The sequence below is a fragment of the Pseudomonas sp. GCM10022186 genome (assembly GCF_042656385.1).
Taxonomy (GTDB): Bacteria; Pseudomonadota; Gammaproteobacteria; order Pseudomonadales; family Pseudomonadaceae; genus Metapseudomonas.
Genome location: NZ_JBHSOU010000028.1, coordinates 7,466 through 20,218 on the forward strand (window position 1 = coordinate 7,466; position 12,753 = coordinate 20,218).

Here is a 12,753-nt window from a genome sequence, read left to right on the forward strand (position 1 = left end):
CGGCCTGGCTGATGGGACGGCCGATCACCAGATAGTCGGAGCCGGCATCCAGGGCCTGGCGCGGAGTGAGGATGCGGCGCTGGTCGTCCTGGGCGCTGCCGGCCGGGCGGATGCCCGGGGTGACCAGTTGCAGGCGCGGGTAGGCGGACTTGAGGTCGGTGGCCTCCTGGGCCGAGCAGACCAGGCCGTCCATGCCGGCCTGGTCGGCAAGGCCCGCCAGGCGCAGCACCTGCTCCCTGGGCTCGATGTCCAGGCCGATGCCGGCCAGGTCCTCGCGCTCCATGCTGGTCAGCACGGTGACACCGATCAGCAGCGGCTTGGGTCCGTTGAACTTGTCCAGGGTCTCGCGGCAGGCCGCCATCATGCGCAGGCCGCCGGAGCAATGCACGTTGACCATCCACACGCCCATCTCGGCGGCGGCCTTCACCGCCATGGCGGTGGTGTTGGGGATGTCGTGGAATTTCAGGTCGAGGAAGACCTCGAAGCCCCGGTCACGCAGGGTCGAGACGATCTCGGCGGCGCAGCTGGTGAACAGCTCCTTGCCCACCTTGACCCGGCACAGCCTGGGGTCCAGCTGGTCGGCCAGCCGCAGGGCGGCTTCGCGGGTGGGGAAGTCGAGGGCGACAATGATCGGCGTCTGACAGGCGGACATGGGAAATCTCTTACGAATCGGAAACGGCGCGCATTGTAGCGCAAGCCCTCGCGCGCCGCTGCCTTCCCTCAGACAAGGTGGTCGAGGGCGAACGCCGTCATGAAACCCGCCAGGGTGATCGGCCCGGTCCAGGCATGGGCGCTCTCGAAGGCTTCGGGGAGCAGGGTGTCCACCAGCATGCAGAGCACCGCCCCCGCGGAAAATCCCAGGGCGAACGCCAGCCAGTGCGGCGGCAGGTCGGCGAACAGCCCCGGCCCGGCCATGGCCGCCAGCCTATCGGTCCAGCAGGCGCCCCAGCAACCAGCTCGCCGCCGGCCCCAGTTGGCGCTGCCGGGACCAGACCACATCCACCGCCTGGCTGCGCGGCCAGCCGGGGACCGGCAACTCCTTCAGGCGCCCCTTGGCGTAACCGCTGACCAGCCAGCGCGGCAGCTCGGCCCAACCGAATCCGTGGACGGCCATTTCCAGCAGCAACAGGTAGTTCGGCGCCGACCAGCAGCGCCCGCCACTGGAGGGCAGGCCGTCGTCCACGGCCAGGGCATCGCCCAGGGTATTCAGGCGCAGCAGGCGCCAGCCGGCCAGGTCGCTCACGCGCACATCGGCGCGCTGCGCCAGGGGGTGGTCAAGGGCCACGAACAGGCCGAAATCGGCACGCTCGGCCACAGTCGCCGCCCCCAACTCCGGCGGGTAGCTGCCCTGCGCGGCCAGCAGGCCGAGGGTGGCGCGCCCCTGGGCGACCAGTTCGATCACGTCCTGGTGCTCGGCGATCAGGCATTCGAATTCGAGATCGGGGTAACGCTGCTCCAGTTCAGCCAGGCGTGCTTCGTATTGCGCCGACTGGTAGGCATCCGAGAGCACCAGGCTTACCCGTGGCTCCAGCCCGCCGGCCAGTTGGGCTGCCGCGTGCTGCAAGCGGTCGGAGGCGGCGAGGATTTCCTCGACGCGGCCAAGCAGGACGCGACCGGCCTCGGTCAGCTGCGGCTGGCGGGTGCTGCGGTCGAAGAGTTCCAGGCCCAGGTCGATCTCCAGCCGGGCGATGGCCTCGCTGACGGTGGACTGGCTCTTGCCCAGCTTGCGTGCGGCGGCACTGAAGGAGCCGAGGGCGACGGACTGGGCGAAAGCTTCGAGGGATTCAGGTGAGTAGTTCATATCGGTTTTCCCGATGATATCTGACTTAACCCTATCCCATCGACCGATGAGAATACAGGCCATCCTTCATTCGGAGCCTGGAGATCGTCATGAGCCGGACCAACACCGCCCTGAACAAATCCGTCAAGGAACGGGCGTTCCACGCGCTGGCGTTCGAAGGCCTGGCCGTTCTGCTCACCGCGCCAGTGCTGTCCCTGGTGCTGGGCAAGTCCCTGGAGCACATGGGCGCGCTGACCCTGATGTTCTCCACCGTGGCGATGCTCTGGAACATGCTCTTCAACAGCCTGTTCGACCGTGCCCAGCAGCGCCTGGGTTTCCAGCGCACGCTGCCGGTGCGGATCGCCCATGCGCTGCTGTTCGAGCTGGGGCTGATCCTGGTACTGGTGCCGCTGGCGGCCTGGTGGCTGTCGATCGGGCTGGTGGAGGCCTTCCTGCTGGACATCGGCCTGCTGCTGTTCTTCCTGCCCTACACACTGGTCTTCAACTGGACCTATGACGCGCTCCGTGCACGCTTGCTGGAAGGCCGGGCGAGCAGGACCGCAAGCTGTGGTGCCCGCTGAGCCGCTATCGATTTGAATGCTTCTCGGGAACGTGGAAAGGCGCGCACAATCGAATAGAGTGATGCACCTTTCCGCAGGAGATGATCATGCCCTGGTATGCCTGGCTGATACTGGTCCTGGCCATCGGCTCCATAGTCGGTAGCCTGATGCTGTTGCGCGACACGGCGAAGAAGCTGCCTCTGACCGAGGAACAACTCAAGCGCATCCACGAGCGCAATGCCGAGATGGATGCCAAGGACGCCAAGGACCGCTGACCCCGTGCCACACCCCGACGACCTCACTGAGGCGCCACCGCGGGGTGGCGCCATGCCGCTCCACCTGCAGCTGCTGTTCCCCCTGGTCGTCCTCGCCCTCGGCCAGGGGCTGGGCGGGGTCCAGGTAAGCGCCTTGCTGGCGGGCGTGGCCTATGCCGGCTGGGTGTTCGCCGAGCGCCAGCTGCCGCCGCGGCTCTGGCTGCCGGTCACCCTGCTCGCATCCGTGGCCCTGGCTGCCCACCTGGTGCCGGGATTCAGCCCGCTGTCCCTGGGCGAACCCCAGCGCGTCAGCCCCGATGCGCCGCCCTATGCCCTGCGCCTGTCCTGGGACAAGCTGCTGGTGGGCATGACCCTGCTGGCCTGGTGGCTGGGCCGTCCGGCGCAACCGGCGCCGGCACCGCAACGGGCGTGGCTCGCGGTACTGGCGACCCTGCTGCTGGTACCGCTATTGGCCCTGGGCACCGGCCTGGTGGGCTGGCAGCCGAAATGGCCGGAGATGCTCTGGGAATGGCTGGCGGTGAACCTGCTGGCCACGGTACTGGCGGAGGAACTGGTGTTCCGCGGGTTGCTGCAGCCTGCGCTGGTCGCCAGGCTGGGGGCCCACCCCGGCGTGCTGCTCACCGCGGCGCTGTTCGGCGCCGTCCATCTGCCGTTCAGTCCGCTATTCGCCCTGCTGGCAGGCGTTGCCGGCCTGGGCTACGGCCTGGCCTTCCACTACAGCGGCCGGCTGGCGGTGGCCGTGGCGCTGCACCTGGTGGTCAATCTCTGCCACCTGCTCCTGCTGAGCTATCCGCTGCGGCTGGCCTGAGTAGCGGCCTCAGGCGTCCTTGATCACCAGCGAAAGCGCCTGTTCGGCCAACTGGTCGATGGTCATCGGCCCTTCCGGGCGGTACCAGGTGGTGGTCCAGCTCAGGGCACCGGTGAGGAAGCGGCGCAGGATGAAGGGGTCGGCGCTGAAGTAGCCTTCGGCCCTCGCCTCGCCGAGCACCTCCAGCCAGAGTCGCTCGTAGGTTTCGCGCAGCTCGAGGATATGGCGCTGGCCCTCCTCCGACAGCGAACGCCACTCGTACACCAGCACCGCCATGGCCTCGCCGGTACCGCCCATGATGGACTGCAGCTCGCAGCGGATCAGCGCCAGTACCCGCTCGCGCAGATCGCCGGCATCCGCCAGGGAGGCACGCATCAGGGCGGTGTTGTAGAGAACGGTTTCCTCCATCACCGAACGGAGGATCTCATCCTTGCTCTTGAAATGGTGGAAGATACTGCCGGACTGAATGCCCACCGCGCTGGCCAGGTCGCGCACCGTGGTGCGCTCGTAACCCTTGCTGCGGAACAGGTGGGCGGCGGTCTGCAGCAGCTTGCCGCGGGCGCTTTCGGGGTCGGTGACCTGGCCGCTGGCTACCAGCTCCTGCATCACCGCCTGGGCTTTTTCGTCGTCAAGGCTCATCGCAATCCCCGCTGCGGTCAGCCATTCCATCTTAAGAATGGTCCGCAAGTCTCTGTCTTGATTAACGAAATTTATGCCGGGTAACTCCCCCAAGCAAGCGCTCGGGTGAAAAAGAACAAATCCGGCACTTTTCAACCAAGCGCTTGCTTGGTAGTGTTGATCGCGTCATCCAACAATGCTGCGGACCACTCCAATGACAAGAACCGTACGCATCGGTTGCGCCTCCGCCTTCTGGGGCGACACCTCCACCGCCGCCGCCCAGCTGGTGCACGGCGCCACCCTGGACTACCTGGTATTCGACTACCTGGCCGAGATCACCCTGTCGATCATGGCCGGAGCCCGCCTGAAGGACCCGAACGCAGGTTACGCCACCGACTTCGTCGAGGTGCTGGCGCCCCTGCTCGCGGAAATCGCCGAGAAGAAGATCCGCGTCATCAGCAACGCCGGCGGGGTCAACCCCGCCGCCTGCGCCAGCGCCCTGGCCACCGCCTGCGAGAAGGCCGGCGTGGCGCTGAAGATCGCCGTCCTGCATGGCGACAACCTGCAGCCCCGGCTGGGCGAACTGGCCAAGGGCGGCATCCGCGAAATGTTCACCGGCGCCCCGCTGCCGCCCATGTGCGTCTCGGTCAACGCCTACCTGGGTGCGCCGGGCATAGTGGCCGCGCTGGAACAGGGCGCGGACATCGTCATCACCGGCCGCGTGGTGGACAGCGCGGTGGTCAGTGCCGCCCTGGTCCACGAGTTCGGCTGGGCCTGGAGCGACTACGACAAGCTGGCCCAGGCCGCCCTCGCCGGCCACCTGGTGGAGTGCGGCGCCCAGTGCACCGGCGGCAACTTCACCGACTGGGAGTCGGTGCCGGATTACGAACACATGGGCTTCCCCATAGTCGAGGTCGAAGCCGATGGCGGTTTCTGCGTGACCAAGCCGGAAGGTTCCGGCGGCCTGGTCACGCCTTTCTCGGTCGGCGAGCAGATGCTCTACGAGATCGGCGACCCGCGCGCCTACCTGCTCCCCGACCTGGTCTGCGACTTCACCCGGGTGACCCTGGCACAGGCCGGCCCGAACCGGGTGCGCGTACTGGGCGCCCGTGGCCTGCCGCCGACGCCGCGGTACAAGGTCAGCGCCACCTACCCGGACGGTTTCCGCTGCACCGCTAGCTGCCTGCTGGCCGGCATCGATGCGGTAAAGAAGGCCGAACGGGTCAGCCGCGCCATCATCGCCAGGACCGAAGAACTCTTCGCCGAACGCGGCTGGGGCCGCTACCGCGAGGTGAATGTCGAGCTGCTGGGCAGCGAAGCCACCTACGGTCCCCATGGCCAGCGCCAGGACAGCCGCGAAGTGGTGATCAAGATCGCCGTCAGCCACGCCCGCAAGGACGCCCTGGTGCTGTTCTCCCGCGAGATCGCCCAGGCCGCCACCGGCATGGCGCCGGGCCTGACCGGCATAGTCGGTGGCCGGCCGACCGTCTACCCGGTGATCCGCCTGTTCTCCTTCCTGGTGGACAAGTCCGCCTGCCAGCTGGAAGTGGAGCTGGATGGCCAGCGCACACCCTGCCCGCTGCCGCAGCTGGAGCACTTCGATGTATCCGCCCTGGCCGACGACCTTCCGCCACCCGCAGCCGAAGGTCAGGCCGGTGCCAGCGTCCCCCTGGTGAAACTGGCGGTGGCCCGCTCCGGCGACAAGGGCAACCACAGCAATATCGGGGTCATGGCGCGCAAACCCGAGTACCTGCCCTGGATAGCCGAGGCCCTGACCCCGGAAGCGGTGGTGGACTGGATGGGCCACGTGCTCGACCCGCAGATCGGCCGCGTGGCGCGCTGGTACCTGCCGGGCAGCCACAGCCTGAACTTCCTGCTGGAGAACGCCCTGGGCGGCGGCGGTGTCGCCAGCCTGCGCATCGACCCGCAGGGCAAGGCCTTCGCCCAGCAACTCCTGGAATTCCCGGTGCCGGTGCCCCAGGCGCTGGCCGACAGCCTCTGAGGACGCAACCCATGGCATACGATTCGGTATTCAAGCCCGGCCTGTTCAGCGGCCAGACCATCCTGGTCACCGGCGGCGGCAGCGGTATCGGCCGTTGCACCGCCCACGAGCTGGCGGCCCTGGGCGCCCATGTGGTGCTGGTCGGGCGCAAGGCGGAGAAGCTGGAGAAAACCGCCGGCGAGATCATCGAAGACGGCGGCAGCGCCAGCTGGCAGGCCTGCGACATCCGCGACGAGGAGGCGGTGAAGGTCATGGTCGCGGCGGTGCTGGCCGAGCGCGGCACCATCCATCACCTGGTCAACAATGCCGGCGGCCAGTACCCCGCCCCGCTCGCCTCGATCAGCCAGAAAGGCTTCGAGACCGTGGTGCGTACCAACCTGGTGGGCGGCTTCCTGGTGGCCCGCGAGGTGTTCAACCAGGCCATGAGCAAGACCGGCGGCAGCATCGTCAACATGCTCGCCGACATGTGGGGCGGCATGCCCGGCATGGGCCACTCCGGCGCCGCCCGCGCCGGCATGGAGAACTTCACCAGGACCGCCGCCGTCGAGTGGGGCCACGCCGGGGTGCGGGTCAACGCCGTGGCGCCGGGCTGGATCGCCTCCAGCGGCATGGACACCTACGAAGGCGCCTTCAAGGCCATCATCCCCACCCTGCGCGAGCACGTGCCGCTCAAGCGCATCGGCAGCGAATCGGAAGTGGCCGCCGCCATCGTCTTCCTGCTCTCCCCCGGCGCCGCCTTCATCAGCGGCAACACCATCCGCATCGACGGCGCCGCCAGCCAGGGCAGCCGCGCCTTCCCCCTGGCCAAGGCCAGGCCGGGCCAGAGCGAGGCCTACAACGGCTTCCACCGCGCCTACCTGCCCGACGTGCTGAAGGACCAGGAGTGATGGCCATCATCCAATCCGAACTGGACACCCAGGGCGAGGACTTCGCCCGGAACCGCGACGCCATGCTCGCCGCCATCGCCAGCTTCCGCGAGGTGGAGCAGAAGGTGCTGGACAAGGCGCTCGATGCCAAGCCGAGGTTCGAGAAACGCGGCCAGCTGCTGCCCCGCGAGCGGCTGAACCTGCTGCTGGACCCGGGCAGCCCCTTCCTCGAACTCTGCTCCCTGGCCGGCTACAAGCTGCACGACGACAAGGACGGCACCCAGGCCGGCGGCGGCATCATCGCCGGCATCGGCTACATTTCCGGGGTGCGCTGCCTGATCAGCGCCAGCAACAGCGCCATCAAGGGCGGCACCATCTCGCCCACCGGGCTGAAGAAGACCCTGCGCCTGCAGCAGGTCGCCATGGAGAACAAACTGCCGCTGGTGGCCCTGACCGAAAGTGGCGGCGCCAACCTCAACTACGCGGCGGAAATCTTCGTCGAGGGCGCGCGCGGCTTCGCGAACCAGGCGCGGATCTCCGCCATGGGCATTCCCCAGGTCACCGTGGTGCACGGTTCCAGCACGGCCGGCGGCGCCTACCAGCCGGGGCTGTCGGACTACGTGATCGTGGTGCGCGGCAAGGCCAAGATGTTCCTCGCAGGTCCCCCATTGCTGAAGGCCGCCACCGGCGAGGTCGCCACCGACGAACAGCTGGGCGGCGCCGAGATGCACGCCCAGGTGGCCGGCACCGCCGAATACCTGGCGGAGAACGATGCCGACGGCCTGCGCCTGGCCCGCGACATCCTCGCCATGTTGCCGTGGAACGCCCAGCTGCCGGCGCAGCGGAAGGCCGATTGGCGCGAGCCGCTGTACAGCGCCGAGGAACTGCTGGGGGTGGTGCCAGCCGATCCGAAGAAGCCCTACGACGTGCGCGAGATCATCGCGCGCATCGCCGACGGCTCGGAATTCCTCGACTTCAAGAACGAATTCGACAACCAGACCGTCTGCGGCCACCTGCGCATCGAAGGCCGGCCCTGCGGCCTGATCGGCAACAACGGCCCCATCACGCCCCAGGGCGCGGCCAAGGCGGCGCAGTTCATCCAGCTCTGCGAGCAGGCCAACGTGCCGCTGCTGTTCCTGCACAACACCACCGGCTTCATGGTCGGCACCGAATCCGAACAGCTGGGCGTGATCAAGCACGGCGCGAAGATGATCCAGGCGGTGGCCAACGCCCGCGTGCCCAAGCTCACCCTGGTGGTGGGCGGCTCCTACGGCGCCGGCAACTACGCCATGTGTGGCCGCGGCCTGGACCCGCGCTTCATCTTCGCCTGGCCCAACAGCCGCACCGCCGTCATGGGCGGCGCCCAGGCCGGCAAGGTGCTGCGCATCGTCACCGAGGAGAAGCACGCCAAGGAGGGCAAGGAGCCCGACAGCAAGATGCTCGACATGCTCGAACAGATGACTGCGCAGAAACTCGACAGCCAGTCCACCGCCCTCTACGGCACCGCCAACCTCTGGGACGACGGCCTGATCGACCCCCGTGACAGCCGCCGGCTGCTGGGCTATCTGCTGGACATCTGCGCGGAAGCCGACGCCCGCCCGCTCAAGGCCAGCAGCTTCGGCGTCGCACGGTTCTGATCCGTAGGGTGCGCCATGCGCACCGAATGAAATGATCACGGTGCGCGCGGCGCACCCTACAAGGAGAACAAGAACAATGATCTTCACCCAGGAACACGAAGAACTCCGCCGTACGGTGCGCAATTTCGTCGACAGGGAGATCAACCCCCATGTCGACCAATGGGAAAAGGAAGGCCGCTTCCCCATCCACGACATCTTCAGGAAGGCCGGCGAATTGGGCCTGCTGGGCATCTCCAAGCCGGAGAAGTTCGGCGGCATGGGTCTGGACTACAGCTACTCCATAGTCGCCGCCGAGGAGTTCGGCACTATCCATTGCGGCGGCATCCCCATGTCCATCGGCGTGCAGACCGACATGTGCACCCCGGCCCTGGCGCGCTTCGGCTCCGATGAGCTGCGCGAGGAGTTCCTCCGCCCCGCCATCGCCGGCGAGATGGTCGGCTGCATTGGCGTCTCGGAAGTGGGCGCCGGCTCCGACGTGGCTGGGATGAAGACCAGCGCCCGCAAGGACGGCGACGACTACCTGATCAACGGCAGCAAGATGTGGATCACCAACTCCCCGAGTGCCGACTTCATGTGCCTGCTGGCCAATACCTCGGACGACAAGCCCCACGTCAACAAGTCGCTGATCATGGTGCCGATGAACACCCCCGGCATCACCCTGAGCCCCCACCTGGACAAGCTCGGCATGCGCAGCTCCGAGACCGCCCAGGTGTTCTTCGACAACGTCCGCGTGCCGCAGCGCTACCGCATCGGCCACGAGGGCGCCGGCTTCATGATGCAGATGCTGCAGTTCCAGGAAGAACGCATGTTCGGCGCGGCCAACATGATCAAGGGCCTGGAACACTGCGTGGACGTCACCATCGACTACTGCAAGGAGCGCAAGACCTTCGGCGCGCCCCTGATCGACAACCAGGTGATCCACTTCCGCCTGGCCGAGCTGATGACCGAAATCGAAGCCCTGCGCGCCCTGGTCTACCAGGCCGTGGAGCTCTACGTGACCGGCAAGGACGTCACCCGCCTCGCCTCCATGGCCAAGCTCAAGGCCGGCCGCCTCGGCCGCGAGGTCACCGACGCCTGCCTGCAATACTGGGGCGGCATGGGCTTCATGTGGGACAACCACGTCTCCCGCGCCTACCGCGACACCCGCCTGGTGTCCATCGGCGGCGGCGCCGACGAGATCATGCTGGGCATCATCTGCAAGCTGATGGGCATCCTGCCCGGCAAGAAGAAGGGCTGAAGATCCTACGATTCCGAGCGGGTGCGACGAACCAATTGATGAGGATCCCGGCATGAATGAACTGCCGAACTGCGAAACCCTGTTGCTGGAACGGGCCGGCGGCGTGCTGCACCTGACCCTCAACCGGCCTGACAGCCGCAACGCCATGAGCCTGGCCATGGTGGAAGAGCTGCGCGCCGTACTGGCTGCCGTGCGTAACGACGCCAGCGTGCGTGCCCTGGTGCTGCGCGGTGCCGGCGGGCACTTCTGCGCCGGCGGCGACATCAAGGACATGGCTTCGGCCCGCGCCACCGGCGGCGAGGCCTACCAACGGCTGAACCGGGCCTTCGGCAGCCTGCTGGAAGAAGCCCAGGCCCAGCCCCAGGTAGTGGTGGCGGTGCTGGAAGGCGCGGTGCTCGGCGGCGGTTTCGGCCTGGCCTGCGTCTCGGATATCGCCATCGCCCTGAAAAGCGCGCAGTTCGGCCTGCCGGAAACCAGCCTGGGCATCCTGCCGGCGCAGATCGCGCCCTTCGTGGTCAAGCGCATCGGCCTGACCCAGGCGCGCCGCCTGGCCCTGACCGCCGCCCGCTTCGATGGCGGTGAGGCCCTGCGCCTGGGCCTGGTGCATTTCGCCGAGGCCGACACGACAGCACTGGAACAACGCCTGGCGGAAAGCCTGGAACAGGTCCGCCGCTGCGCCCCCGGCGCCAACGCCCGCACCAAGGCCCTGCTGCTGGCCAGCGAAGACGAACCCCTGGGCCCGCTGCTGGACAGAGCAGCCGAAGATTTCGCCGCCGCCGTCACCGGCCCGGAAGGCACCGAAGGCACCCTGGCCTTCGTGCAGAAACGCAAGCCGAACTGGGCCGAGTGACAACCGCCCGCACCGAACAATCCCCCTCTCCCTTCAGGGAGAGGGCTGGGGAGAGGGAACAACCACCATGCCCGCGTTCAACAAGATCCTCATCGCCAACCGCGGCGAAATCGCCTGCCGGGTGATGCGCACCGCCCAGGCCCTCGGCTACCGCACCGTCGCCGTCTACAGCGAGGCCGACGCCGATGCCCGCCACGCGCAGCTGGCGGACGAAGCGGTGTGCATCGGCCCGGCGCCGGTGGGCCAGTCCTACCTGTCGGTCCAATCCATCATCGGCGCCGCACAGAAGACCGGTGCCGACGCCATCCATCCCGGCTACGGCTTCCTTTCCGAGAACGCCGACTTCGCCCGCGCCTGCGAAACGGCCGGCATCGCCTTCATCGGCCCCACCGTGGAGGCCATCCACCTGATGGGCAGCAAGCGCCTGTCCAAGCTGGCCATGCTGGAGGCCGGCGTACCCTGCATCCCCGGTTACGAAGGCGCCGAGCAGGACGACGCGACCCTGGCCAGCGAGGCCGGGCGCATCGGCTACCCGCTGATGATCAAGGCCAGCGCCGGTGGCGGCGGGCGCGGCATGCGCCTGGTGCACAGCGCGGAGGAACTGGACGCGCAATTGCGCACCGCCCGCTCGGAGGCGCTGAACGCCTTCGGCAGCGCCGAACTGATCCTGGAAAAGGCCGTGCTGCAGCCGCGCCACGTGGAAATCCAGGTGTTCGGCGACCAGCACGGCAACATCGTCTACCTGGGCGAACGCGACTGCTCGGTGCAGCGCCGCCACCAGAAGGTCATCGAAGAAGCGCCCTGCCCGGTGATGACACCCGAGCTGCGCCAGGCCATGGGCGAGGCGGCGGTGCGGGCCGCGCGCACGGTGAACTACGTCGGCGCCGGCACGGTGGAATTCCTGCTGGATGCCAGCGGCGCCTTCTACTTCCTGGAGATGAACACCCGCCTGCAGGTGGAACACCCGGTGACCGAACTGGTCACCGGCCAGGACCTGGTGGCCTGGCAGATCTGCGTGGCCGAAGGCCAGGCGCTGCCGCTCAGGCAAGAGGACATCCGCCTGGACGGCCATGCCATGGAAGTGCGCCTCTACGCCGAAGACCCGGCCGCCGGCTTCCTGCCCCAGACCGGCGAAGTACTGCGCTGGGAACCGGCAATGCTTCCCGGCATCCGTATCGACCATGGCCTGGAGGAAGGCCAGGCGGTGACACCCTTCTACGACCCCATGCTGGCCAAGGTGATCGCCTGGGGCGCCACCCGCGACGAGGCCCGGCGCAAGCTGGCCCGTGCGGTGGAGGATTGCGTGCTGCTCGGCGTGAAAGGCAACCAGCGCTTCCTCGCCAACCTGCTGCGCCACCCACGGTTCGCCGCCGGCGAAGCCACCACGGCCTTCATCGGCGAAACCTTCGGCACCGATTCCAGCCTGAGTCCGCAGCCCGCATCGGCAGCCGAACTGGCCATCGCCGCTACCCTGCTCTACCAGGCGTCGGCCACCGGCAGCGCCCACCAGGGCGGCCTGGCCGGCTGGCGCAGCGCCGGCAGCGCCCCCTGGCGCCTGGTGCTGCGTCAGGGCGAACAGAAGCACGCGGTGGAACTGGCGGTCCAGAAGGCCGGCGAGCGGCCACACCTGCTGGCCAGGGTGGGCGACGCGGAAATCTCCATCCGTCTGCTGCGCGCCGACGGCCGCTGGGCAGTGGTGGAGCTGGACGGCGTCCGGCGCCGCATCGCCTACCATCAACAGGCCGAGCAGCTCTGGCTGTTCGGGCACCACGGCAACCTGGAACTGCAGGATGTCACCCATGCACCGGCAGACGGCCAGGGCGGCGCCGGCTCGGGCACGGTGAAGGCGCCCATGGACGGCGCCATAGTCGAGGTACTGGTGAGCGAAGGCGAACAGGTCGGCAAGGGCCAACTGCTGGTGGTGCTGGAAGCCATGAAAATGGAGCACCCGCTGAAGGCCGGGGTGGACGGCGTGATCCGCCGCGTCCAGGTCAGCGCGGGCGACCAGGTGAAGAACCGCCAGCTGCTGGTGGAGGTGGAAGAAGCCTGACGCTCGCGCTGTTCCTTGTAGGGGCGAATTCATTCGCCAAGGGCCGCTCCGCGGCCCCATGACAACAATC

The 12,753-nt window shown here is 67.9% G+C and carries 13 protein-coding genes; 9 read left to right on the forward strand and 4 right to left on the reverse strand.

Annotation, left to right across the window (positions count from 1 at the left end; all coding sequences use genetic code 11):
* The 3 genes from pyrF to ACFPU0_RS12070 form a co-directional block, all read right to left on the reverse strand.
* Positions 1–652, reverse strand: a 652-nt coding sequence (gene pyrF / locus ACFPU0_RS12060; protein ID WP_377693234.1) for an orotidine-5'-phosphate decarboxylase, incomplete at its 3' end; no start/stop codon positions are given.
* Positions 653–720: 68 nt separating this feature from the next.
* Positions 721–915: a hypothetical protein gene (locus tag ACFPU0_RS12065; protein WP_377693235.1), complete on the reverse strand. Its 195-nt coding sequence runs from the start codon at positions 913–915 to the stop codon at positions 721–723.
* 10 nt (positions 916–925) lie between these two features.
* Positions 926–1,801: a LysR family transcriptional regulator gene (locus ACFPU0_RS12070; RefSeq protein ID WP_377693236.1), complete on the reverse strand. Its 876-nt coding sequence runs from the start codon at positions 1,799–1,801 to the stop codon at positions 926–928.
* Between the two features lie 89 nt (positions 1,802–1,890).
* Between ACFPU0_RS12070 and ACFPU0_RS12075 the strand changes: the two genes are divergently transcribed.
* The 3 genes from ACFPU0_RS12075 to ACFPU0_RS12085 all read left to right on the forward strand — a co-directional run bounded on the left by ACFPU0_RS12075 (position 1,891) and on the right by ACFPU0_RS12085 (position 3,423).
* Entirely contained in the window at positions 1,891–2,361 is a 471-nt protein-coding gene (locus tag ACFPU0_RS12075; RefSeq protein ID WP_377693238.1) for a multidrug/biocide efflux PACE transporter, read from the forward strand.
* Positions 2,362–2,447: 86 nt separating this feature from the next.
* Positions 2,448–2,615, forward strand: coding sequence for a DUF2897 family protein (locus ACFPU0_RS12080; RefSeq protein ID WP_082073127.1), 168 nt, complete (start codon positions 2,448–2,450; stop codon positions 2,613–2,615).
* Between the two features lie 52 nt (positions 2,616–2,667).
* Positions 2,668–3,423: a CPBP family intramembrane glutamic endopeptidase gene (locus ACFPU0_RS12085; RefSeq protein WP_377693240.1), complete on the forward strand. Its 756-nt coding sequence runs from the start codon at positions 2,668–2,670 to the stop codon at positions 3,421–3,423.
* Positions 3,424–3,432: 9 nt separating this feature from the next.
* On the opposite strand, the gene ACFPU0_RS12090 is transcribed toward ACFPU0_RS12085, so the two are convergent.
* Positions 3,433–4,062, reverse strand: coding sequence for a TetR/AcrR family transcriptional regulator (locus tag ACFPU0_RS12090; protein ID WP_377693241.1), 630 nt, complete (start codon positions 4,060–4,062; stop codon positions 3,433–3,435).
* Between the two features lie 193 nt (positions 4,063–4,255).
* On the opposite strand from ACFPU0_RS12090, the gene ACFPU0_RS12095 reads away from it, so the two are divergent.
* The 6 genes from ACFPU0_RS12095 (at position 4,256) to atuF (ending at position 12,683) form a co-directional block, all read left to right on the forward strand.
* Complete coding sequence (locus ACFPU0_RS12095; protein WP_377693243.1) at positions 4,256–6,043, forward strand: acyclic terpene utilization AtuA family protein; 1,788 nt, start codon at positions 4,256–4,258, stop codon at positions 6,041–6,043.
* Positions 6,044–6,054: 11 nt separating this feature from the next.
* Positions 6,055–6,930 carry an SDR family oxidoreductase gene (locus ACFPU0_RS12100; protein WP_377693244.1) on the forward strand — a complete coding sequence of 292 codons (876 nt, stop codon included), beginning with the start codon at positions 6,055–6,057 and terminating at the stop codon, positions 6,928–6,930.
* Positions 6,930–8,546, forward strand: a complete 1,617-nt coding sequence (atuC, locus tag ACFPU0_RS12105; RefSeq protein ID WP_377693246.1) for a geranyl-CoA carboxylase subunit beta — start codon at positions 6,930–6,932, stop codon at positions 8,544–8,546. Before ACFPU0_RS12100 ends, atuC begins: the two co-directional genes overlap by 1 nt.
* A gap of 76 nt (positions 8,547–8,622) precedes the next feature.
* The gene (gene atuD, locus ACFPU0_RS12110) at positions 8,623–9,783 is read left to right on the forward strand and encodes a citronellyl-CoA dehydrogenase (RefSeq protein ID WP_377693248.1); all 1,161 of its coding nucleotides are present in this window, start codon (positions 8,623–8,625) and stop codon (positions 9,781–9,783) included.
* A gap of 52 nt (positions 9,784–9,835) precedes the next feature.
* Positions 9,836–10,633, forward strand: a complete 798-nt coding sequence (gene atuE / locus ACFPU0_RS12115) for an isohexenylglutaconyl-CoA hydratase (protein WP_377693249.1) — start codon at positions 9,836–9,838, stop codon at positions 10,631–10,633.
* 67 nt (positions 10,634–10,700) lie between these two features.
* Positions 10,701–12,683: a geranyl-CoA carboxylase subunit apha gene (atuF, locus tag ACFPU0_RS12120; protein WP_377693250.1), complete on the forward strand. Its 1,983-nt coding sequence runs from the start codon at positions 10,701–10,703 to the stop codon at positions 12,681–12,683.
* The last annotated feature ends 70 nt before the right edge of the window (positions 12,684–12,753 follow it).

Excerpts from the sequence above, each read along its gene's own strand:
- ACFPU0_RS12065 (WP_377693235.1), bottom strand. The coding sequence starts at position 915 with ATGGCCGGGCCGGGGCTGTTCGCCGACCTGCCGCCGCACTGGCTGGCG.
- ACFPU0_RS12070 (WP_377693236.1), bottom strand. The coding sequence starts at position 1,801 with ATGAACTACTCACCTGAATCCCTCGAAGCTTTCGCCCAGTCCGTCGCC.
- ACFPU0_RS12075 (WP_377693238.1), top strand. The coding sequence starts at position 1,891 with ATGAGCCGGACCAACACCGCCCTGAACAAATCCGTCAAGGAACGGGCG.
- ACFPU0_RS12080 (WP_082073127.1), top strand. The coding sequence starts at position 2,448 with ATGCCCTGGTATGCCTGGCTGATACTGGTCCTGGCCATCGGCTCCATA.
- ACFPU0_RS12085 (WP_377693240.1), top strand. The coding sequence starts at position 2,668 with ATGCCGCTCCACCTGCAGCTGCTGTTCCCCCTGGTCGTCCTCGCCCTC.
- ACFPU0_RS12090 (WP_377693241.1), bottom strand. The coding sequence starts at position 4,062 with ATGAGCCTTGACGACGAAAAAGCCCAGGCGGTGATGCAGGAGCTGGTA.
- ACFPU0_RS12095 (WP_377693243.1), top strand. The coding sequence starts at position 4,256 with ATGACAAGAACCGTACGCATCGGTTGCGCCTCCGCCTTCTGGGGCGAC.
- ACFPU0_RS12100 (WP_377693244.1), top strand. The coding sequence starts at position 6,055 with ATGGCATACGATTCGGTATTCAAGCCCGGCCTGTTCAGCGGCCAGACC.
- atuC (WP_377693246.1), top strand. The coding sequence starts at position 6,930 with ATGGCCATCATCCAATCCGAACTGGACACCCAGGGCGAGGACTTCGCC.
- atuD (WP_377693248.1), top strand. The coding sequence starts at position 8,623 with ATGATCTTCACCCAGGAACACGAAGAACTCCGCCGTACGGTGCGCAAT.
- atuE (WP_377693249.1), top strand. The coding sequence starts at position 9,836 with ATGAATGAACTGCCGAACTGCGAAACCCTGTTGCTGGAACGGGCCGGC.
- atuF (WP_377693250.1), top strand. The coding sequence starts at position 10,701 with ATGCCCGCGTTCAACAAGATCCTCATCGCCAACCGCGGCGAAATCGCC.